Source organism: Rhizobium sp. BK379 (genome assembly GCF_014193955.1).
Taxonomy (GTDB): domain Bacteria; phylum Pseudomonadota; class Alphaproteobacteria; order Rhizobiales; family Rhizobiaceae; genus Rhizobium.
This window is the reverse complement of the sequence record NZ_JACIAD010000004.1, coordinates 221,297-243,795: the sequence shown is the minus strand read 5'-3', so window position 1 is coordinate 243,795 and position 22,499 is coordinate 221,297. Positions and strand designations below refer to the sequence as shown.

The following is a 22,499-nucleotide window of genomic DNA, read 5'->3' as shown; positions in this document are numbered from 1 at the left end:
CAATGGTGGCCATGGTTGGGCCACAGCTCAATAGCGTGATAGAAAGTTGGAAACGCTCCCTAAGCCGCTTGCATAGCAGCAAACGGCTTTTTTGCCACGACGATGTAGTTTTTCGGAAAACCAGACTGGGTGTATTTTTGCAGTGCGTCGAGGCGATAAAATATCCTCGCCAGATGCCTGCAAGCAATTCGTACAGATGCCAGGAGCGGAACGGCCGCAACTCCCAGCGCACCTGGAGCGATATTCTTCGCGCCACGCGGAAGATGTTTCGACGCTGTTTCCATTTGATAGGCGACCGTTCCCAGATATCCCTCCATCCAATCCAGGCTGACGATGTCAAAGCCGGCGTTCCTGAGGAGGTGCCGCCAAGCAAACTGAGTGTATCGGAAGAAGTCGTAGGGCTGTTCATGCTCCTCGTAGAAAAGTGGGGCTGAGCAAATCATTGTCCCGCCGTTCTTGAGAATGCGGTGCATTTCGCAAAGCACGGCAACCGGGTCCGAGAGATGCTCCAACACCTGGTTCAGCACAACGGCATCAAATCTGGCTGCCGCGACGGGAATGTGCGAAAGGTCGCATACATAGGTGGACCTCGCATATTCCTTGTCGACCATTTCGAAATCGGCCGACTCATAGATGCAATGGTCGAACAGGTGCCTGTAGGGCTGGCTCCCGGCTCCTGCATCAAGCACAATTGAACCCGCGGGCAAACTCTTTGCGAATTCCTCATTGTGCCGGCCAAGCCAAATTCTAGAAGAATTCATCACGTTCTCCGACGGTTTTATCACGCTGCAAGAAGCATCCATAAGTTCCTAATTACCTAGCCGGGGTCGGATGTGTTGGCGGGGAAGGTTTATTCGTTCGGATATTCTTAAGAATACGTGGTTCTGTGTGATCGCACCCTAAGTGCCTCCTCCATCGCCTGAACAAGGACTTTACACATCAGAATGACCGCTAAATTATTACGCGTCATTCGCGACGAGATAGAGCTATACATCAACCAAATCCAGTCGTCGGTTGAACAAAAATTCACGGCGGTAACGCGTGACGACGTCCGATACAATCGAGCGTACTGTCCGATCAGCCAGTGGCGAAAGATGCTTTTCTCGTGGCCAGTTCCTGATAAACAACGACACGAGCCTATCCCTCATGGCACCATGACCATGCGATGCCATTGAATTTTCCCCAAACTATGATCGCATATCCACGCTTTTATCCTCAGCCATCAACACGGCACTCGGCTTAAAAATGCAGCAACACCGCCAGCGTGTGATGATCGTGTCATTGGCTTGATCTAGGTCTTGCTCTCAGTCAGTCTGGCGAAATCACATTGTAGGACTTCAGATGCCACGCGTCTCACTCTCACACGACCGCCGCATGGCTCTGTTAGCCGAATATTTGGCCGGAGCACGTATTGACTTTCTCGCTCTCAAGTACGGAGTCCATCGATCGTACCCGCGGCATCTTTTCAGGCGTTATTCAGCAAAGGGCCTGATCGGCGGATGACGATCGGGTCAAACATCTTGATGATTTGAATTGCTGGGTTGCAAGATTTAACAAGGGCTCTGCCCCGGCCCGGGGAGCCAGTTTCTTCAGCTAACTAGCTGATTATATTGAAGGAGTCGGTTCTTAGATGAGCCGGCTCCTAATTTTTTTCCTAATTCTGTTTCTGTGGATATCGGTTCGACTCCGCTGTTGGCTCCTCACGGCACCCGGCTCCCAGGATTGGCTATTTTGCAAATCAAGATAAGCTTGGTCGTAAAATCATGGGGGCGTTGAGGTGAGCGAAGAAAACTCAGCTATTGAGGCGGGACGCTGTTCTCAGTGCGGCAGACCGCCAGTGTGGCAGGTCAGCAACTCGCCACTATGTGTGGACTGTTTTCATAAATATGAGGTGGCCAGGACGCTTGACTTTCGAATGGCGGCAATCGGAATGAACTATGCTGCCGATGAGATGGACCATATCGCACCATTTGGTGGGCCCTCCCCCAGAATCCAAGTTCCAGACATCCCAAGAGGTCCAATGATCTTGAACAACATCAAAGTCGACAACAGCGTAGTTGGCTCGATAAACACCGGTAACGTAGCTTCGATCGACGTGAATATCTCTTACCTTAAGAGGGCCGGAGGTGACGAGGTAAGCTCTGCACTCGTGGAGCTGACTGAACTTATCGCTGGCGCAAATGATATAGACGACACACAGAAGCAAGCACTTCTCGACCAAGTGGAATTCGTGAGTGAACAGGCGGTAAAAGGCGCCGAAGGTAGACGGCCCGGCATGATCGCAGCCGCACTATCTGCATTGGACGCCACGGCAAAAGCGACTGCATCACTCGCGGCCATCTGGAATAGCGTTCATCCCGTCTTGCGGCATTTTTTTGGGATGAGCTAAGCTGATGAGCAATATCCCTGAGGGACAGAGATTTTCGCAAGTTTATATGAGGCGTGCTGATTTGCTGCCGGACAGCGAGCGAATGCGTAATCGTTTGGCGCTCCACATCGCCGGAACTGGACATAGCATTGATGACCTGCGAAGGTTTGGCCAGCGCATTCAGAGTGAGCAGGGAATTCTTGTCACTCGTAGTGCATATGCGCACGATTGGCCTCCGATTCTGAAGGCTATGGAACTCAGGGACGTCCTCGATTCAATTACTACCGTTCACAACTCAATCTCGGGCTTCAATCACGCAGAGCAGTCTCGAAGGCGGAAAGAGTTTCTCGATGACTGCCGTAGAATATTTGCGGAAGAGCAGGTGAGATACCGCATCGATGATCAAGGCGGCGTTCACTTTACGGTAGATCAAGAGTTCGAAGCAGTACGTATCTCCACCATTTCGGGGTTGGCCGCTGCGCGCTATAATGGCGTTCGCTCACTCTACGAGGAAGCTTTCAGTGCACTCGATAAGACTCCACCTGATGGAAAGACTGCACTGAGGAACGCTTTCTTCGCCACCGAGAGTTTATTCCGGCTGATGTTCCCATCCGCCCCTCAGCTGAACGGGGGCGAGGTACAGAAGCACTTGGAACCGCTCATCAACAGGATTTATGCGGGGCAAAGGCCAGGGATTAACCTGGCGCAAAAGCTAGTTGCATCGCTGAAAGATTGGATCGACGGCGCCCACTTCTACAGGCATGAACCGGGCGCCGAAGAGCCGGCTCAACCACCATTGGAGTTGGCGATTTATATGGTGAGTGAAGCAGGCGGCCACCTCCGCTGGCTATCGAAGCTGCACGCTATGGCTTCCATCTAAAAAGCCCCGCCCGAAGGCGAGGCTGACCCTGATGAAAATCTTGGGAGGCAGTATTCTTTCTGCATAACCAGCTCAGGTTGCACAGGGCTTGCGTAGTTACGGGCTATAGGGTCGACAGCGGCTCGGCGCCGTCTCTATCTTCTCCGCCCCTCAAACTTAGGATCCCACTTGTGGATTAACTGCCTCTCGAGTGCATCTGTGATTTCATCGGGCGTGTCTGCCGGTAAGATGAAGTCGATCCGAATGGTATTCTCCCGTATCCAATCCGCGACGTTTTCGGGATTGAGATCCGGCATTGTCTTAACGACATCGTTGGCCAATGTGCTGCTTTGCGGGTCGCATCGATAGTGCTGATAGTTGTAACGCGCGCTTGCGTTTGGGCCGCCTGCGATGCCGACCTTCAGTGCCCTACCCGCGCTATGAAAGCTGTAAACGGCGCGCATGCCATTAGGCAACTTGGGTTTAACTCTGGGATCCTCCCACACCACCACAGAGATTTTTGGCACCATTACGTCGGGCCGCATTTTCTTGAGCCACCTGAGAAACTCAGCTTTTTCAGCCTCGCCTTTCTTGAGATGGACGTTGCGTTTTAGAAACATGAATTGCGCCTCCGTCGCGTACGGAAGCACACACGCAGTTCATTTGTAAATGGTTGAGAGAACCGGCCGGCGCGCTGCTGGTATGGGCGCAGGTGGTGACCGCGCCGGCCATCGGTATTCATGCTGCCCGCCCGCGAAAGTGTTCGCACGGAGCGGGCAGCGCAGCCGCCCGCCAGCGGCTGGAGAGATCGACGACCGCGCTAGGGCGCAACGGCCGCCGTCCGCGGTACGTGCGAAGCGCACCGCTGGCCTGCCGCTTCGTGATCGGCAGGATGGAAAACTTAAAGGCAGCGCGAGGGTTCGGCGCTGATCTCCTGAGCAAACACACGCAGCGCTTCGCAATGGGCGCCGACAATCTCAATAAAGTACTCGTCTTCGCAGCCGATAACCTGCAGGCGTCCGGCAACTATGGCCTCCTCGCCAGCGCAGATCAGAAAGACAGTCTGACCAACCTCAAAATCAAAAACGTATGCCGGGTTGATGGCCCGTCTTCTTCTTCCAATGAGAGAACGCGGCAGCGAAGTTCTGTCGAGTGCGGTGGCAAGCATATTTAGCTCCTCGTGTTGCTTTCGTAGCAGTGCGTTTGTACACTGTAACGACACAATAGCCGATTCTGGTTCTGTGTCAACATGTGTTTATACAGGGTACCAATATGAAGGCTATTCAACTAAAAATGGCTCGTGCCGCAGTCGGCCTTGGTGTGAGGGAGCTTGCTGAATTGGCTGGCGTCACCGCGAACACCATCACGCGGATCGAGAATGGCGCAGACGCGAAGCAGTCGACGCTTGATGCTCTTCGGGCCGTCCTCGAGAGGGACGTCATCTTTCTTTCAGACGGAGAAACGACATCAGGTGGAGTCGGCGTCCGGCTTCGCGATCCGGCTTGACAAATTTGTAAGCCATTGAATGAGTTGATAAATTTGTCAAGAAAACCTCCGCAACGCTGTTGACCACTGCGTTTTCTGTGTCTAACGCCCCCGCAAAAAACGGAGAGACAATGAAAAAGCAGATAGAGGAAGCGATTCTGGTGTCGCTCAACGACGCCGCCAGGATGACCAGCTTGTCGCGCACCATGATCAACAAGTATCGTGATCAAGGCCGGTTCCCCAAGGCGATCACGATGGGTGCAAGGAGGGCGGCGTTTTTGCGAACGGAGGTCGTTGCTTGGATTGATGATCGTATTGCGAACGGGCGGCTTCATAAATGACCGACATCCTACGAACTCCCCAGCAGATCGCCGAGCGCATCAATGCGGCCAGCGGCGCGCACATCACGGCAAGAGCCGTATGGGAGAAAGCCAGGCGCCTTGGCGTTGCCAGGAAGATCGGCCGCGCGATGCTGGTGTCGGTCGACGACATTCCTTTGCTGTTGAAGGAAGAAACGAAGACGAAGCGGCCAGTTCTGACGGGTGCGCAGGCGCTGTCCGCCCTGCACCGCGCTCGCCGCGCAAGGGGAGTGGCAAACCGATGACCGTTCTCCTCAAAGGCCTCACAAAGGTCCGCAAGACGCTGGCGGACGGAAAGACCCTCTACTACTGCTACCCTTGGCGCGGCAAAGGCGCACCTCTTCTGAAGCACGAAGATGGATCGCCGATACAGCCGGATGACGCAGCTCTGTCCGCAGCTTATATCACGGCCCGCGAGGCTCGGCGAAACCCTGTACCTACGACGCTGGCGGGCCTGGTAACGGCTTTCCGCGCCTCGTCTGATTTCAAATCGAAGTCGGCCAGCACCCAGCGTGAATACGATCGCTATCTTGACGACGTGCGCGCAAAGTTCGGCGTTCTTACCATCCGGCACCTCGAAGCTAAGGCTACCAGAGGAAAATTCAAAGCCTGGCGGGATCTCTACGCTGAACACCCACGTACTGCAGACTACGCGTGGACCACCCTCGCCCGCCTTTTATCGTTCGGGAAAGACCGCGGCCTGCTGTCAACAAACATCGCGGAACGAGGCGGTAAGCTTTACCGGGCCGATCGCCGTGAAAAGATTTGGACCGAAGCCGACGTTGCGAAATTCGTGGCAGTAGCATCTCCAGCGCTTCGCCTCGCGATCACACTTGCACTGGCCACGGGTCAAAGAAAGGGCGACTTACTGGCGGCAAAATGGAGCGCGTATGACGGCGAAGTCATCCGGTTTCGACAGAGCAAGACAGGAGCTAAACTTGTCATACCATTGACGACAGCCCTGCGGACCGCACTCAAAGCGGCGCCAAGGGCGGCCGACACTATCCTAGTAAATTCTAGAGGTGACGCGTGGACGTCCGCCGGCTTCAGCACCAGCTGGCGGAAAGCTTGCACTGAGGCCCGCATCGAGGGGCTGACATTTCATGATTTGCGCGGCACTACCGTCACGCGGTTAGCCATCGCCGGCTGCACAGCAGCCGAAATCGGAGCGATCACGGGGCATTCGATGCGGGATGTCGCGGAGATCCTCGATGCCCACTATCTCGGCGGTAAAGAAGAGTTGGCGAGGCGGGCCATTGAAAAGTTGGAAGCAGCGAATGATCCCACAAATTGCGACCAAACAAAAAGCCAAGACACCCGTCTTTTTACGGATAGCGCAACGCCATGATTATCATGCGTCGGTGGGGTTGGTTAGGCCCTTCCGGCGCGGGATCGATCCCCGGCCAGGCCTTGCTTTGGAACAGGGCATGTCCGGAATACATTGCGAGCTTTGAGAAACGTCGGCCGCAGTTATTGACTCATCAGCGTGAGTGCCAAAGTATTAGATGCTACCACACTCGCTGAGGCTCCTTGGACATGACGAAATACGTTGAAACACAGCGCTTCCACTGTTCCAACGCTGCAGGCAGAAATTATACTGTAATCGAACAGATGCGGAGTTCTCGCTTCTCGAAAAACCCGCGGACCGATTACGTTACCGAAGATGGCGACGTAGCTGAGCGTCTCGATGACGGAACTTTTCTGCTGTTGGTGTCCAACGAGGTTGTTCGCGTCTCGTAGGCGCGGTTATTTTCCGCAACCCGATAAACCGCCGCATTGTCCTGCTTTTCCCGCAGGCCTTTTGTAAGACGGATGCCGCAGCTTGCCGTCATGCGTCTACGCGCAATATTCGATTTCGGCGATTAGAGTAGGCTGTACCCACACGACATTCTTCCGGCTTCCCTTGTACTCGACGGGCGCCCTCGTCGCCTTCAGCTTGTCCATCATCTCGCGCAGTTGCAGTCAATCCCGCTCTTTGATGCCGGTGCCGACTGAGCCAACATAGACGAGCCCATCCCCGCCGTAAGCGCCAAGCAGCAATGAGCCGATGTGGCCTCGCGCCACCATGGACTGCTCCCAGCCGACGATCGCGAAGCTGTCACTCTGGATGCATTTTATCTTCAGCCAGTCGCCGAGTCTGCCGGCGCGATATGTGCTGTTACGATCCTTGGCGATGATCCCTTCGAGGCCATGCTCGCAAGCGATGCGGATCAACTGCTCTCCGTCTGCCTCGACCTCCTCCGAAAGCCGGATCGCACTTTCCCGGCCAGGCCCGATCAAACCCTCGAGCAAATGCCGGCGGGTGGAAAGCTCGGTCTGCGTCAGATCATGGCCGTCGTAATATAAGAGTTCGAAAGACATCAGCACGGATGCACCGGAGTTTAGTTTCCCGCCGCGGCCGCCCAGCGACTGCTGCAGCATACCGAAATCCGAGCGCCCCCGCTCATCGAGAACCACGGCCTCACCGTCGAGTATCGCAGTTGCGCTCCAAGCTGCGCCGCCTCGGCGGCGATGGCGGGAAAGCGGTGCGTGTCAGGATGCGAACTCCCTTCGGCTCGATATGAACCGCAATCCGGTATCCGTCCCACTTCACCTCAAAGGCCCATTGCCGGCCTTTTGGCGGCTTCGACTTCAGCAGCGCGAGACACGGCTCAATACGCGCCGGCACCAAAGGCTACGGCAGATTCCCCCACGGCGATCGGCTGCTCGCTGCCTGGCAAACGGAACTATAATTCCGTGCCGTGCGAATAGTGGGAGCAGCCATCAGCCAAATTATCAGGATTGCCTCCCACAAGGTAACCTACAAACGGACCCGTTCTGATGGTGAGGAGGCGCATCAGTTTGCTCAGCTCAAGCTCTTTCCCGCCTTTCCAAACAACCTAAACAAAAGGTGCCGGAGGCAGAGAGCTTGCCAAAGTTCGCGGAATATTTGTCTCTGCTAGCCACACGTCAGAAGGGAGAAAACTTAAGATCGAGATGAGTCTCGAATTATTTCGCATACAGCCGTCGCGGGCATTGACATCTCTTCGCAAGCTAAGCATTCATAAATCACTAGGTGAGGTTGTAAGTACTGAATGAAAGATCCCGGCAGGCCATGCCACCTTTGGAGCTTTTATGCTTTTTTAGGCTTTCCATTTTGCAGCAATACGAGAATGGAACATTGCGCACCACCGCATATACTTAACAGACAATGGAAATGGCGATTTATAAATAATGAAACTTATAATCAGAGAGACATTGCCATGAATAAAAATAGCGTCGTGAATATAATATTTCCGTTGCTTTCGACTTCAAATCTTCTCCTATGCTATAATATTTTCAGGACACCCAAATCCTATCACGGAATAGCAGAAGAGCTCTCAGATTCTCTAAGCTTTAGGGGGCCGTTGCTTATGATGGTCTTCGCGTCTCCCCATGCTTATGCTTTGCTTTTAATTTCCCTCATAATTTTTTTCAAGAAGTCAGGAAGTTCTTTGAAAAAACTAATTTGGGCATGGATAATAATATTTACCATTGGCTCAGCGTGGACCGCTTTTTTCATCTTCGCAATTGCTAACAGCTAACTCGTCAAGGAGGATATACTATGGCAGAGCCCGTATCCCTGTTCACAGGCGCAACGACAGACTTTATTGTGCGCAATGCATTTAGGGCCGATGACGTATCCAAGAAACTCGGGATCTCAGCCAACGCCCTAATGGGGGCGATTGCCAACGAGCATGACACGAGGTTCAACCAGGATCTCATTTTTGACATGCGAGGTGGTACCATACAGGCGTCCGCAGATGCGTTTTTGGCAGGGTTCTTTAATAATCAAGATATAATTGACAATTACAACAATTTGAAAATAGGCGTGACTAATGCCTTCGGCAAGTTTGGCAACCCTGCCATGATGGACGTAGGGCCTGGCAATATCAAAATTGCCACCGCTATCGATGTCCTCAATGACTATCTTGCCGCGCACCAAGGCCTCAGCGAGGATCCGCTCAACCTCAGGCAATATGACAGAAACTACTACAAGCTTGCAATGGATATGGAGGACTTTGTCACCACCGATGCAACCTTCGCGATCGCGGGACTTGTCATTGCCAAGGCTGACAATTTCTTCCGCTCTAAAGACCCGGCAGCCTGGAGTCGATTGACATCAGATGAACAAGACGCCGCCCGTGTCATGTTTTACAAGATTGGGCCTGACATCCTTTCGCAAACGATTGATCGACGTATTGCCGATGCGAACCAAGCCGGTGCCCGATTCGATTTTAACCCGCGTGGAGATGGTGGGCAACAACATCTGAACAACCTAGGCCTTATCAACGCGGGCATGCAACTTGGACTTCCGGGAAGTTTATTGCCGTACGGGACTCCAGCGCCCTCACCGATCACTCCCGTAGCGCCGCCCACAATATCCTTGAGCACTTTGTCTGCTCCGCAGCCGATAGCACCAGTCTCGCCACTTGCGCAGGTGAAGCCGACTGATTTTTCCTCATTGCCAGACTTTTCACGGTATTCGAACGACGCCTCTTCTCGAGATGGAGTCCAATGGTCTAATGGCTATAGCTCCGCGAGCAAAGAGGATTCCTACTCCCGGGGGGGCTGGATTGACGTTCGTGTCGGAAATTGGGGGCCTGCAAAAAATTCATACCCTGATACCGGTGTTACGACCATCTCAATCGAGGGAGGAGTGACCCGAGTTTGGACGAATTCGTCTGGAGGTTGGGGCCAACGATCGAATCCGGTCATCCTTGATATTGCGGGCAGCGGATTGTCGATTAGTTCTTTAAACGAATCCTCCAAATACCTCGATCTTGACGGCAATGGTTACCAACAACAGACTGCCTGGGCTGGTCAGGGCAACGGCGTCTTGGTGTTGGACGCGGACGGTGACGGCAAGATTAGCCGTTCGAGCGAGTTTGCATTCACAGAATGGGATTCGTCAGCCACTACTGACCTTGAGGCGCTGAGGCACGTCTTCGACACGAATGGCAACGGCAAGCTGGACGCCGGCGACGCACGGTGGTCGGAATTCCGCGTCGAAGTCAACGGCCAGTTGGTGACGCTTTCAAGCCTCGGTATCACGTCGATCGACCTGACGCCGACCGGCAGCGGCCAAACGTTCTCCGACGGATCAGCCATTACCGGCACCACAACCTTTACCCGTGCCGATGGCACGACCGGCGCCGTCGGCGATGCGGTGCTGGCTACAGACGACGCTCAGTACAAGATTCGCACCGAAACGGTCACGAACGCCGATGGCTCGGTGACCAAGGATATTTACGGCTCCAACGTCGATGGCAGCCTGGCATTCCACAATCAGATCACTGCCAGCGCTGATGGCACAAGCATCTCGACCCAGTTCGACGATGACGGCAATGGCACCTTCGACCGCTCACAGACCAATGTTACGACGGTCGCCGGCGGCGTGATCACAAAGACCGTTTCGAACTTTAACGCCGACGGAACGCTCTCCGATAAAACGGCGACGGTGACGAGCGCCGATCGCGCCACGGTGACGACGTCGGTGGACCAGGACGGCGATACGGCTACCGATCAAAAACAGACGTATGTCCGCAATGCGGACGGATCGAACACAACTACGACGGTACAGCAAAGTATCAATGGCACGGTGCTGACCAGGACGACGGTGCAGACCAGCGCCGACGGCCTGACGAAGACGACATCAATTGACGTGGATGCCAACGGCACGGTCGAAGACATTGTTACGGAAAAGACCGTCATCGGCAGCGATGGCACCCGCACGAAGACCGTCGACGACAAGAGCTCGAGCGGAAAGCTGCTCAGCCGGGACGTCACGGTGACCAGCGCCGACAACAAGACCAGCACGCTGTCATCCGACGAAGACGGCGATGGCGATGTGGACACCAAGACGGTAGCGCAGACGACGGTTGGCAGCGGAGGCGACATCTCGGTCGCGACCTCGGTCTATAACGGTGACGGCACACTGCGCGGTAAGTCTCTGACGACCTCGTCGACTAGCGGACGATCGAAGACGACGTCCACTGACGTGACGGGCGACGGGGTCTATGACCTTGTCGAGAGTGATATCAGCGTGGTCGCTGCTGACGGCTCGATCACACAGACGGTTCAGCGGACCTCCGCCAACGGCAGCCTGCTGTCGAAGGTCGTGACGACACGCAGCGCCGACGGTAAGACTATCAATGAATCGGCCGATACGGACGGCGACGGCGCCGCCGACCACATTACTGCAATCAGCACCCTCAGCAACGGCTACCGGAATAACGCGGTTGCCATTCGGAACGCGGATGGATCGCTCGTTTCCAAGGTCACAGTGCTCACCGCCGCCGACGGTCTGTCGAAGACGACGAGCATCGATGCAGATGGTGACGGTACCTTCGAGCTTGTCACCACCGATGTGACCACCGCCAATGCCGATGGCAGCAAGACCGAACTGGTCCAGTCGAGAAGCGCTGACGGAACGCTGTTGAACTCGACGCGGACGACGACCTCTGCCGATAGCCTCACGCAGACGGCTACGATCGACGGCAATGGCGATGGCGTCATCGACCTCAAGATCACCGATACGCTCGCCAAGCTTGCAGACGGCAAGCGAACGGAGACGGTAAAGACGACGAGCAACGACGGAACGCTGCTCAGCCAAACCTATACGGTCACCTACGCCAACCGACAGAACACGACGGTCAACACCGACGCCAATGGCGACGGCGTCTATGACAAGATCGAGAGCACCACAAAGAACGTAGACGGCCGCGTCGGGATAACCACGAGCAATCTGGCCGCCGACGGCAGCCTGATCAGCAAGGTTACGACTTCGGTCAGCGCAACCGGTCTGACCACGCAAATCGACACCGATCTGAATGGCGATGGCGTCAGAGATAGTGCAATCCAGAATACGACGTCATTCGGTACCGACGGCGGCAGAACGGACACTCATTATATCCAATCCGGCGATGGCAGTCTGCTGAGCCGGCAGGTCGTCCAGACCAGCGGCAACGGTCTTTCCGTCCTTACCCGTCAGGATCTCAACGGCGACAATACTTTCGATATTGTCGTACAGGATACGACCGTTCTCGGAACGGACGGCTCTCGCACCCAGACGGTGACAAGGAAGAGCGCCGACACCACGCTCTCCAGCCAGACGAGAACGGTAACAAGTGCCAACGGCCTCCAGGTGCGGGCCGATGTTGATGCAAATGGTGACGGCACGTTCGAGCGTAGCATGCTGTCTGCCAAGACCCTCAATAGCGATGGTTCGATCACACAGACCAATACCGTCACCGCAGGCGACGCCAGCCTGATCGCGAAGTCGATCACGACGGTCAGCGTCGACGGCAAGACTAGCCAGGCCACCTATGACATTGGCGGCGATGGTGTCATTGATCTCAAGGAGACTATATCGGTCGCAGCGAACGGTCTGTCGACCGATACCGTCGAGACCTACAAGCCGGACGGGACACTCGCGAGCCGCGCGGTCTCGACCGTGTCGGCCAACGGCCTCACAAAAACCAGCAAGTCCGACCTCGACGGCAATGGGACCTTCGAGGAATCGACCTCAAGCACGCGCTCGGTCGGCGCCAATGGCGCGATCACCGAAGTATTCTCCCGCTTCGATGTCAATAGTGCACTCGTCGAGAAGACGACGACAGTCACCTCAGCGGATGGAAAGACAAAGTCGACGAGCTGGGCAGATGCGTCCGGCACGACGAAGCGTTCGATGACCGATACAATCGTCCTCGCCCAGAACGGCACGACAACTGAGACACTGTCCTATCTGAAGGCCGACGGATCGCTGGAAAGCCGGACGATCATGACGACCGATGCGCATGGCGTCTTGAGAACGACTACCAAAGACATCGACGGCAACGGCGTCATCGACCAGCGGATCACCGAGACCGTCGCCAACAACGGTTTCAAGACACAGAAGTTCGAGGATCTTACCTCGACCGGCGCGGTCAAGAGCTCGACTACGGTGACAACGTCGGGCAACGCCCTCAGCACGACCGTCGACTATGACAGCAATGGCGATGGCACGGTTGACAAGCGGATTGCATCGGCGACCTCGATCAGCACCAAGGGCGTACGCACGACCGTCGTCCAGGAATCCGTAGCCGGCTCAAGCGGATTGGCGCTTGCCAATAGTTTGACGACGACGGTGGACGGTAAGGGGCTCGTGATCCAGCGAGACTTCGACAAGGGCGGCGATGGGGTCGATCAATCGAGCACCGATACGACGACGTTGAATGCCGACGGTTCGCGCACCCAGGAGGTGAAGAGCTTCAATGGCACCACACTCACCAGCCGCTATCTAACGACGACCAGTGCCAACGGCCTTTCCGTCCGCCGAGAGTGGGATGCGGCCGGCTCGGGTACCTATTCGCAGATCTCCACCGATGTTACGGCGCTCAATGCCGACGGCACCAAGGTGCGCACGGTGACGAACCTTCGCGCCGATGGCTCGGTCATTTCCAAGTCGGTAACGACCGTCGACAAGTCCGGCAATGTCGTTCGCACCGCCGAGACCAGGCCGGGCTTCGGCGACAAGGGGACGAAGAGCGAAACGACGGTGCTTGCCGATGGCGCAACCAGCGTGACCATCACCGGGACGGATGCCAACAACGTCCTAACCGACAGGACCGTGACGCTGACCAGCGCCGACAAGGCTCGCGTCACGATCGAGCGCGACATCAACGGCGACGGTATCGTCGATCAGCGTCAGCAGGTAACGACGGCCAATACCGGCGTCCAGACCTCCGTCATCACCGATCTCAAGGCAGAGGGCACTCTTGCCGACAAGACCACCACAACGGTCTCGGCCGACGGGCGCCAGACGACAATCCTCTGGGATTTTGATGGCAACGGCACCAATGATCGCCAGCGGATCGTGAACGATGCGATCCGCGCCGACGGCGGCCGCACCCAGGTCAGCACCGATACCGATCTCGCGACCAACAAGGTGGCGTCGACCGCAACAATCGAATGGTCTGCGGATGGGCAGAAAACCACCACGACGAGAGACGTCAACGGCGACAATACGGTCGATCAGACGGAGACGGTCACGAAGGACCTGTTCGGCAACATCACGAGCGTAACGACCAACAACGCTACCGCGCGCGACGTCTCCTATCTGTCGCCTGGCGGCGTGTACTGGAAACCAGCGATTGCAGCCCGTCTGGAAACTGCGACCTCTGCCGACGGCAGGACTAAAACGACCCGCTATGACTATGATGGCGATGGCGTCTTCGAGGTCGTCATGCAGTCGACCCAGCAAATCGACGGTTCCGTCGAGACGGTGGTGACCGAAACCACTGCGGCCGGCGCCCCCGTCGGCAAGGGCACGCTGTCGACAAGTGCCGACGGCTTGATCACCAAGCTCAGCAAGGATGCCGACAACAACGGTACTGCGGATCATATCGAGACTTCGGTCAAACACATCGACGGCTCGATCACGCTGACAAAGCTTGATCTCAATACTGTCGGAGCGACGACGCAAACGGTCGTCGATCAGGTGAATGCACTCGGTGTGCTGACGTCGCGCATCACTATCGACAACGGCAATACGCAGAGCTGGTCAACCTACAAGCAAGTCTTCGATGGTAACGGGAAGCAACTAGCTGTCGATCAGGCTAACGACGATGGCTCCCGCGTCGCCGTAAAGTACGATGCCAACAACAGCCAGACCTGGAGCCGCGTCGAGGAATATTACGACACGAGCAATCGCTTGACCAACACTACAACCTATCAGGACGATGGCACCAAGGTTAGCGACAGCCTGGACCCGGGCAACATTAAGACCTGGTCACGTTATCTGCAGAATATCAACTCGGCAGGACTAGTGACGAAGGTCGAACAGACGAACGACGATAACTCGCGGATCACCGCGCAATATGACCGGGCAAACGCGAGCGATTGGTCATATATCGAGGAGTCGTATGACACTGGCGGCAGGCAGACAACCCGCAACGTTCATTACGATAACGGGTATACATACTACTATACCTACGATGCTGCTAATTCGGCCGCGTGGTCTTACTACCTCGTCGTTCAAGATGCATCGAAGCTCACGACTCGTCAGGTGAATTACTTAGACAACGGGGGATACGATGACTATAACTATGACCCGCACGACTACGTCAATGGCGGGTACACTTTATATTCATACTATTACAACGCAGCAACTGACAAACATATCCTAAAATACAACATTGCATATAACGACGATAATGCGACAAAGTATGATAGCACTGAATACGATTATCTCGGGCAGTTTGATTACAGCAGTATATATACGAAATACAAATGGAACGTACCGCAATCCCAAATGATCTACTACGATAACAACTACAAGCGTGACGTAAGGTACGACGGCAACGGAAACGTGACTGGATGGACACTTTACAACGATAAGGGTGGCGTAAAGGACTATTGGCCGAAGAATCCCGTTCTGCTGGATCTCGACGGCGACGGGCATATCGATTTGCGTCCGTTGGACCTGACTGCTGGTACCGCCATGTTCGATTGGGACCGTGACGGAATAGCCGATCACACCGCTTGGGCAGGTCCTGGCGATGGTTTCCTGACAATCGATCTTGGTGCTGATGGCGCATCAGGACCTGATGGCTCAATCGATCAAACGCGAGAACTGTCATTTGCCCTCTGGGCTGATCCGGATGGTAGCTTAGGTTTGTCCGACCTCGACGGCCTCCGAGTTGCCTTTGATTCGAACCATGACAATGTTCTCGATGCCAATGATGCCCGCTGGAGCGAATTCCGGATCTGGCGCGATGGCAACCAGAACGGCGTCAGCGATGCCGGCGAATTGCTGACCATGTCAGAGGCCGGCATCAAGCTCGTCAACCTGATCCCGAACCCGGCCGGTGCGCAGGCATTCGACGACGGTTCGGCGATCACCGGCACGAGCAGCTACGAGACGACAAACGGTCAGACCCACCTCGTGGCAGACGCGACGCTTGCTTGGCAGAAGAACACCAACGGTGTGGCTGCGTGAGCTTAGCAATGACCGCTCGCACCATGGCGACGCACATTCGATTGATGTGCGTCGTTTCTCCGATCGATGCGCAGGGCAGCGTCCGTGATCGTCACCGCTGATCCGGCCGTCGCAGAAACAGCCAAAACCGTAGAGCATGAACCCGCCGCCGAGATCATCGACAGCGGACTTGCGGCACTGTGCGCGATTGCCGGTTATTTCCGGATTGCAGCTCAGCCAGCCACGCTTGCACGCGATCTGGCGGTCACTGGTTCTACCGGCTCAAACGATCTGCTACGGGCCGCGAAGGGTCTCGGGTTCAAGGCGCGCGTCGTGCCGGTTCGTGATGCCGCCAAACTCGCCACACTTCCCGCCCCGTCCATTGCCATGCTCGCAGACGGATCGTTCGCCGTCTTTGGTGGCCCGATAGGCGACGGAACGTTCCGTCTCGTCGATCCAGTTGCCTTTTCCGCTCGCAGTGTTTCGGCTGAGGAACTGCTTGCTGAAACCGGCGGTCGGTTCATCCTCGTCCAGCGCCGGTTCTCTGGACCGGGCGCCTCACCCAAGAGCTTCGGTCTGCGATGGTTCCTGCCGGCGATCTGGCGCTACCGCCATGCCTTCGGCCATGTCCTGATCGCTTCGCTGATCGTGCAGATATTTGCGCTGATCACGCCGCTGTTCTTCCAGGTCGTTGTCGACAAGGTTCTCGCCCATCGCAGCTATTCGACGCTGATTGTGCTGGTCGTGGGATTGGCGGCCGTCGGCCTCTTCGACGTTGTGCTGCAATACCTCAGGACCTATGCACTGTCGCACACCACAAACAGGATCGACGTGGAACTCGGGCGACGCCTGTTCCGTCACCTGCTCAATCTGCCGCTCAGCTATTTCGAGACGAGAGCCACGGGACAGACGATCGCACGCGTGCGCGAGCTTGAGACGATCCGAGCCTTCTTGACCGGCCAGGGCCTGTTCTCAGGGCTCGACCTTATCTTCACCATCGTCTTTATCGCGGTTCTGTTTTCCTATTCGTCGAAACTCGCCTGGATCGTGGTGGCATCGATCCCGGTCTATATCACCATCGGCGTTCTGATACGTCCGCTTCTGAAAGACCGCATCGACGAGAAGTTCGAGCGAGGCGCCTTTAGCCAGCAGATGCTGGTCGAAACGGTGGTCGGCATCCAGACGATGAAGGCTGCCGCCGTCGAGCCAGTCGTGGCGGCCCAATGGGAGGAGCGGCTTGCCGCCTATGTTCAATCCTCGTTTGCCGCAACCATGCTTGCCGCAAAGGGCCAGAACGCCATTCAATATGTCAACAAGATCACCTCCGCCGCGCTTCTCTTCCTCGGGGCGCAAGCCGTCATCGACGGGGAGCTGACGGTTGGCGCGCTCGTCGCCTTCAATATGATCGCCGGCCAGGTTTCCCAGCCGATCCTCAGATTGTCGCAGCTCTGGCAGGATGTGCAGCAGGTTCAGGTCTCGATCGACCGGCTGTCGGACATTCTCAATGCGCCAGCTGAACCGCGTCCTGCCGTTGCCATCAGTCTGCCAAAGCCGAGAGGCGCGATCGCCTTCAAGGGCGTGAACTTCCGCTATACGCCCGAAGCACAGGATGTGCTGAAGAACATCAATTTCGCCGTCCGACCCGGCGAAGTGATCGGCATCGTTGGGCCATCCGGCTCCGGCAAGTCGACGCTCACCAAGCTCGTGCAGCGTTTCTACATTCCGAACAGCGGCCAGGTTTTCGTCGACGGCCAGGATATCGCCCAGGTCGATCCTGCCTGGCTGCGTTCAAACATCGGCGTGGTGCTGCAGGAGAACATGCTGTTCAACAGGACGATCCACGACAATATCTGTCTGGTCAATCCGGCAATGTCGCGGGCCGCCGCCATGCAGATGGCAAGGCTGTCCGGTGCCGACGAGTTCATTTCGAAGCTGCCGCGCGGCTATGACACCATCATCGAGGAACGCGGCGCCAATCTCTCCGGCGGCCAACGGCAGCGGCTAGCGATCGCCAGAGCGCTGGCCACCAACCCGCCTATCCTCATTCTCGACGAGGCGACCAGCGCGCTCGACTACGAGAGCGAGCGAATTATCCTCGCCAACATGCGCGAGATCGTGCGCGGCCGCACCGTCATCATCATTGCTCACCGGCTTGCGACGGTGCGCCACTGCGACCGCATTATTGGCATGAAGGATGGCCGCATCGTCGAGGAAGGCACGCATGAGACGCTTCTTACCCGCGAGAACGGCCTTTATGCGCATCTGTGGCAATTGCAGACGGCACCGGTCCAACCATGAACCAGACCGTCCGTCCGCCCAAGGTGCCGAAGAAGCCGCCGCGTAAGCCGCGCGACCATACCGCATTCCTGCCGGCGGCACTTGAGATCCTCGAAACACCCGCTTCGCCGATCAGGGCGGCCCTCATCTGGTTCATCTCGGTATTCGTGATCCTGGCAATCGTCTGGAGCTATTTTGGCCGGTTCGACATCGTTGCGACCGCTCAAGGTAAGCTACAGCCGACGGGGCGAGTGAAGGTCATTCAGTCGCTGGAGACCGGCAAGACGGCCGCGATCCCTGTCGCCAACGGCTCGAAGGTCAAGGCAGGCGATATCGTCGTCGAACTCGATCCGACGGAGATCAGGGCAGAAGTCAACGCACTGCTCGCGAGCCTCCGGTCGCTGCGGGCCGAAGTCACTCGACGAACGACTGCGAGAGCGCAGGTCGAGGCTTGGCAGCGTGCCGGTCTCTGGACAAATACGCCGTCGATCTCGATGCCTCTTGTTTTCGGTGAGGATATCCCTCCGTCCATCAGAACCCGTGAGGAAGCGCAGTTCCAGTCATCGCTGGAACAACTGGCTTCGTCGCTTGCCAATCTCTCCTCGCAAAGAGAGCAGCAGCTTGCAACGCTTGGCCGGTTCAACCGGATGGTCGCGGCTCAGAAAAACCTGATTGCGACGATGGATGATCGCGTGACGATGCGATCGCAGCTCATGGAGTCCAGTGCTGGTCCACGTGCAGGGGTAATTGATGCGATGGAAGCCAAGCAGCGGGTCGAGGCGGACCTCGCCGAGCAGATCGGTCAGGCCGATGAAGCAGCAGCCGCGCTAGCAGTTGCCACGACAGAGGGCGAGAAGGCGATCAAGGCGTTCATTGCGGAGAATGTCGAAAAGCAGACTGAGGCGGAGCGGCAGATCGACGAGCAGGAGCAGCAGCTTATCCGCGCCCAGAAAAAGCTGGACGCCATGACGATCAAAAGTCCGATCAGCGGGACCGTGCAGACATCTGCCATTACGACCGTCGGCCAGGTGGTCATGGCCGGATCGGAACTGATGCGGATCGTGCCGGAAAATGCAGCGCTGGAAATCGAAGCATACTTGCCTAACCAGGACATCGGCTTCGTCGCGCCGGGGCAGCAAGCGGTGATCAAGGTTCAGGCCTTCCCGTTCACGCGCTACGGGGTGATCGAAGGGAAAGTGACGCGAGTTGCGACGGATGCCATTCCAGAGCCCGATGCGCAGCAGCTAGAGGGGCAGCCGGACAAGCAGCTGCAGAGCTCAATGCCCATCGGTAACGCACAGAGAGTTCAGAACCTAGTGTTTCCTATCACAGTCGTTCCTGATGTCGGCGTGATCAATGTCGATGGCACCTCCGTGGCGCTCTCTCCCGGCATGGCGGTGTCGGTCGAGGTTAAGACGGGTAGCCGGCGCATTCTTGAATACCTGTTCTCACCCATTGCCGAGGTTTCTTCAGAGGCGATGAAGGAGCGGTAGAGACGGTGTGAGCCTTGTCCATTTGACGAACAGGTGATCTGCGACAAAACCAGTGTCAGTCTGGATTGACGCGCATGCGAGGCGTGTATTGTATCGAGCAATGCAAACAGGAGCCACCATGACCCCCGCTCGTTTCACCGAATGCCTTCTGCACATACGCTGGACGCCAATTAATCTGGCCAGTGCGCTGCAATGCGATCTGTCGTGGGTGGAAGCGCTGGAAGCAGGGAATGCTGAAGTGCCGTCCGGCTTGGCTGCCTGGCTGGAAACGCTTGCTCAGTGCCATGAGGCCGCGGGAGTCCCTCAGACATACCGTGGGCGTGGACATGATTCTGAGGAGAGAGTGAGATGTCTAGGAACTGGTACGTCGAAAGCTATGCCGTCGATGGAACAGCGGCGGATACCGCGAAGACCTACGATAGTTATGGGGAAGCGTTCGATGCGGTAAAGGCAATCTGCGACGCCGGAAAGATTGCGAGAGTTCGCGCTCCACTCAACGCGACGGGTGAGCAGATAAGTTCTTTCGAAAGCTTGGGAGCGGTCGAAGCTAGCTAGATCCGCCAGCTACATAAACCGAAGTTCCGCCGTGACCTTCGCATCTCTTGGCAACGGAGTCCCGAACGCGTCTCGCGTCCGCCTACCGATACGGACGGCGTCTTCGACAGATGACGCGGTTACCCAAGTGTGCCAGACAGGCGGCTCGCCCTGTCCTCGCCAATTCTTATGAAATGGGTCGATCGTCACAGTGTACGCTTGCAGCACTGGAGTCTCCGTCGCCCTCCCTGTAAATGAGTTGGCAGTGGTGAGCCAAGAAATCAAGGCCTGCAGCGACGGTGTAGAACTTTGCGCGAGGCTCCACGGATGGCCGAGGAGCATTACGAGCAGACGAAGGCAGCGCACGACCGATAAGCAAAAACGACGGTGCGCAAAAACGGAGGGAAGCAGTCAATTCCAATTCTGAAGACTACTCCGGATTATGCCCATTGGTTGCTGCTGATACATACCAACAGACAGCTTTTACGCTACCCCACTCGTCGCTATTGTTGATACAGTTGAATTTTACCGCGACGCAACCTTGGCAAAAGGTTGATACTACAATATACGTCCACAACCGCACCACTGACGAAAATTTGGCTTGGCACCCTAACTTTCGCCATTTCCTTAACCATATTTCCACGCTCGGGGGGGGGAACATCATGAGCAGAGAAGCATTCTTAGGGGGACCTTCTCGGAAACGACAGGTTAACCAGGTGACCAGAGCCATTACGATAATCAGGATATTTTTCCTCTTCGCCCTGTTCTCCTCGGGCGTAATCGAGCTGTGGGCTAGTAACTTCTTTTCGACGCCAATTGAACAGTTGACGGTTAGCGCAATCATTGGTGCGTTGGGCGTGTTCGGTGCGAAGGTTTCGCATCTCGTATAGACATGCTTTCAGCTCAGCAGATCACGTTCGCAACTATTACCGCCGGGCCATTTATTGGCGTGGTTTTTTGGGCGTGGTTCAAGTTTACCTGCAAGAAATGGAGCATGCCGATTAACATGTTTCTCGGCATGTTTGCCAATGGTATGTCGGTGGTGCCGTTGGCATGCATTATCTTCAATATCCTCTACGCATCGTACGAGGCATCGTTTCCCGTCGCAAATGCCGCACAGGCGGCCCCGGTTCAGCAAGCATCATTGACTTCGTCTATGGCAGGGACAGAGACAACAATCTTTTTGGCTCTGCTTTACGCGCTGTTCATGAGTTTCTACATGTTTCACAAGAGCATGCAGGACATCCTACGCACCACTCCGTAAGTTCGATTGTCAACGGGACGAAGAAGCCCCGGAGATAGCTCTTAGCGAGGACATTCTCGCTCCAACCGCTGCTGGTTCTCCCGCAATTCAATCAGCACATCCCGGGCGCCGTAAATCGCTCCCTGTGCAGTCTTCACCTCGTCGATCTGTCTTTGCTGATCGGTGATGCGCTGGTCGTAGCTGCCGAACACCCGACCGAGCTCTTCCCGCGGACTTGGGCATTGCGCAGATCCTTCACCGCAGCGTCAGTCCTAGCGCGATCCTCTGCCGATCGAGCGGTACGCCACTCCAATTCCTGCTGCGTAACCATCTTGTCAGCCAGGATGTTAACCGAGGCCTTAAGGTCGCTGGTCGCCTCTCGGATCGGAAGGTATGCCAGGCCGCCCAGCATGGCAGCGAAGGTCAGAGCTACGCCCAAGGCCTGCCATTGCGGCTTGTTGCGCTCCGCAAGGTTCGTCGACAGCGCGGCGATCGAGGCACGCGTTTCGTTCGCAAGCGATGTTACGGCGGTGTCGATGTTCTTGAAGCCTGACCGAACCTCAGTTTCGAGATCTGTCTGCCGGCGCCCGAGATTGGTGACCCGCTCGCCGAGCTGGGCGGTGATGGCGTCGGTATATACGCGGTGGGCATCGTTGTTGTTGCTCATGTCATCTGCCATCCTTGTCCCTGCTCTGCCCTTTCAATGCCATTTCGACCGGGCAAGTGCCGGCATGCGGATAACGAAAAGCCGGCCTAATCGAACGGCCGGGAACATTTGCGATAGATCTCAGTTGAAGCGCTGGATCGCGTGGTGAAACTGTCTCCAACAGTGCCCATCCGCGGCCCTCGCCGTGCGGTCCACTTTCCTGTTGTGACCCCTAACTCGCCCGCTTCGGCGGGCTT

General features: G+C 56.3%; 15 protein-coding genes and 2 pseudogenes. 12 read left to right on the top strand and 5 right to left on the bottom strand.

The genetic code is table 11. The features are described 5' to 3' along the window. Positions 1–59 precede the first annotated feature (59 nt). The gene (locus tag FHT93_RS20085; RefSeq protein WP_183849119.1) at positions 60–761 is read right to left on the bottom strand and encodes a class I SAM-dependent methyltransferase; all 702 of its coding nucleotides are present in this window, start codon (positions 759–761) and stop codon (positions 60–62) included. A gap of 1,259 nt (positions 762–2,020) precedes the next feature. On the opposite strand from FHT93_RS20085, the gene FHT93_RS20080 reads away from it, so the two are divergent. Both FHT93_RS20080 and FHT93_RS20075 read left to right on the top strand, forming a co-directional pair. Next, the gene (locus FHT93_RS20080; RefSeq protein ID WP_183849117.1) at positions 2,021–2,389 is read left to right on the top strand and encodes a hypothetical protein; all 369 of its coding nucleotides are present in this window, start codon (positions 2,021–2,023) and stop codon (positions 2,387–2,389) included. A gap of 4 nt (positions 2,390–2,393) precedes the next feature. Then, positions 2,394–3,248, top strand: coding sequence for a hypothetical protein (locus FHT93_RS20075; RefSeq protein ID WP_183849115.1), 855 nt, complete (start codon positions 2,394–2,396; stop codon positions 3,246–3,248). A 134-nt stretch (positions 3,249–3,382) separates the two neighbouring features. Here the strand turns inward: FHT93_RS20075 and FHT93_RS20070 are convergent, their stop codons facing one another. Together FHT93_RS20070 and FHT93_RS20065 are read right to left on the bottom strand one after the other, a co-directional pair. Continuing rightward, entirely contained in the window at positions 3,383–3,847 is a 465-nt protein-coding gene (locus FHT93_RS20070; RefSeq protein WP_183849113.1) for a hypothetical protein, read from the bottom strand. Positions 3,848–4,128: 281 nt separating this feature from the next. Then, positions 4,129–4,395 carry a hypothetical protein gene (locus FHT93_RS20065; RefSeq protein ID WP_183849111.1) on the bottom strand — a complete coding sequence of 89 codons (267 nt, stop codon included), beginning with the start codon at positions 4,393–4,395 and terminating at the stop codon, positions 4,129–4,131. A 104-nt stretch (positions 4,396–4,499) separates the two neighbouring features. Between FHT93_RS20065 and FHT93_RS20060 the strand changes: the two genes are divergently transcribed. The 4 genes from FHT93_RS20060 to FHT93_RS20045 all read left to right on the top strand — a co-directional run bounded on the left by FHT93_RS20060 (position 4,500) and on the right by FHT93_RS20045 (position 6,419). Beyond that, positions 4,500–4,733, top strand: coding sequence for a helix-turn-helix transcriptional regulator (locus tag FHT93_RS20060; RefSeq protein WP_183849109.1), 234 nt, complete (start codon positions 4,500–4,502; stop codon positions 4,731–4,733). A 110-nt stretch (positions 4,734–4,843) separates the two neighbouring features. Next, positions 4,844–5,053 carry an AlpA family phage regulatory protein gene (locus tag FHT93_RS20055; protein ID WP_183849107.1) on the top strand — a complete coding sequence of 70 codons (210 nt, stop codon included), beginning with the start codon at positions 4,844–4,846 and terminating at the stop codon, positions 5,051–5,053. Continuing rightward, the gene (locus FHT93_RS20050; RefSeq protein WP_183849105.1) at positions 5,050–5,316 is read left to right on the top strand and encodes a hypothetical protein; all 267 of its coding nucleotides are present in this window, start codon (positions 5,050–5,052) and stop codon (positions 5,314–5,316) included. Before FHT93_RS20055 ends, FHT93_RS20050 begins: the two co-directional genes overlap by 4 nt. Then, positions 5,313–6,419, top strand: coding sequence for a tyrosine-type recombinase/integrase (locus tag FHT93_RS20045; protein WP_183849103.1), 1,107 nt, complete (start codon positions 5,313–5,315; stop codon positions 6,417–6,419). Before FHT93_RS20050 ends, FHT93_RS20045 begins: the two co-directional genes overlap by 4 nt. Positions 6,420–6,720: 301 nt before the next feature. On the opposite strand, the pseudogene ligD reads toward FHT93_RS20045, so the two are convergent. After that, a pseudogene (gene ligD, locus FHT93_RS20040) lies at positions 6,721–7,739 on the bottom strand (non-homologous end-joining DNA ligase); the annotation flags it as partial. A 915-nt stretch (positions 7,740–8,654) separates the two neighbouring features. On the opposite strand from ligD, the gene FHT93_RS20035 reads away from it, so the two are divergent. The 6 genes and pseudogenes from FHT93_RS20035 (at position 8,655) to FHT93_RS20015 (ending at position 21,617) form a co-directional block, all read left to right on the top strand. After that, positions 8,655–16,070, top strand: a complete 7,416-nt coding sequence (locus FHT93_RS20035) for a hypothetical protein (protein WP_246781660.1) — start codon at positions 8,655–8,657, stop codon at positions 16,068–16,070. 153 nt (positions 16,071–16,223) lie between these two features. Continuing rightward, on the top strand, positions 16,224–18,347 hold the full coding sequence (locus tag FHT93_RS20030) for a type I secretion system permease/ATPase (RefSeq protein WP_348649796.1): 2,124 nt from the start codon (positions 16,224–16,226) through the stop codon (positions 18,345–18,347). Next, complete coding sequence (locus tag FHT93_RS20025) at positions 18,344–19,819, top strand: HlyD family type I secretion periplasmic adaptor subunit (RefSeq protein ID WP_183849093.1); 1,476 nt, start codon at positions 18,344–18,346, stop codon at positions 19,817–19,819. Before FHT93_RS20030 ends, FHT93_RS20025 begins: the two co-directional genes overlap by 4 nt. Before the next feature lie 118 nt (positions 19,820–19,937). After that, positions 19,938–20,141 (top strand): annotated as a pseudogene (locus FHT93_RS35600) (hypothetical protein); the annotation flags it as partial. A 26-nt stretch (positions 20,142–20,167) separates the two neighbouring features. Next, complete coding sequence (locus tag FHT93_RS20020) at positions 20,168–20,374, top strand: hypothetical protein (RefSeq protein WP_183849091.1); 207 nt, start codon at positions 20,168–20,170, stop codon at positions 20,372–20,374. Between the two features lie 871 nt (positions 20,375–21,245). After that, the gene (locus tag FHT93_RS20015) at positions 21,246–21,617 is read left to right on the top strand and encodes a hypothetical protein (RefSeq protein WP_183849089.1); all 372 of its coding nucleotides are present in this window, start codon (positions 21,246–21,248) and stop codon (positions 21,615–21,617) included. A gap of 133 nt (positions 21,618–21,750) precedes the next feature. Here the strand turns inward: FHT93_RS20015 and FHT93_RS20010 are convergent, their stop codons facing one another. Then, positions 21,751–22,263, bottom strand: coding sequence for a hypothetical protein (locus FHT93_RS20010; RefSeq protein ID WP_246781659.1), 513 nt, complete (start codon positions 22,261–22,263; stop codon positions 21,751–21,753). Positions 22,264–22,499: the final 236 nt, after the last annotated feature.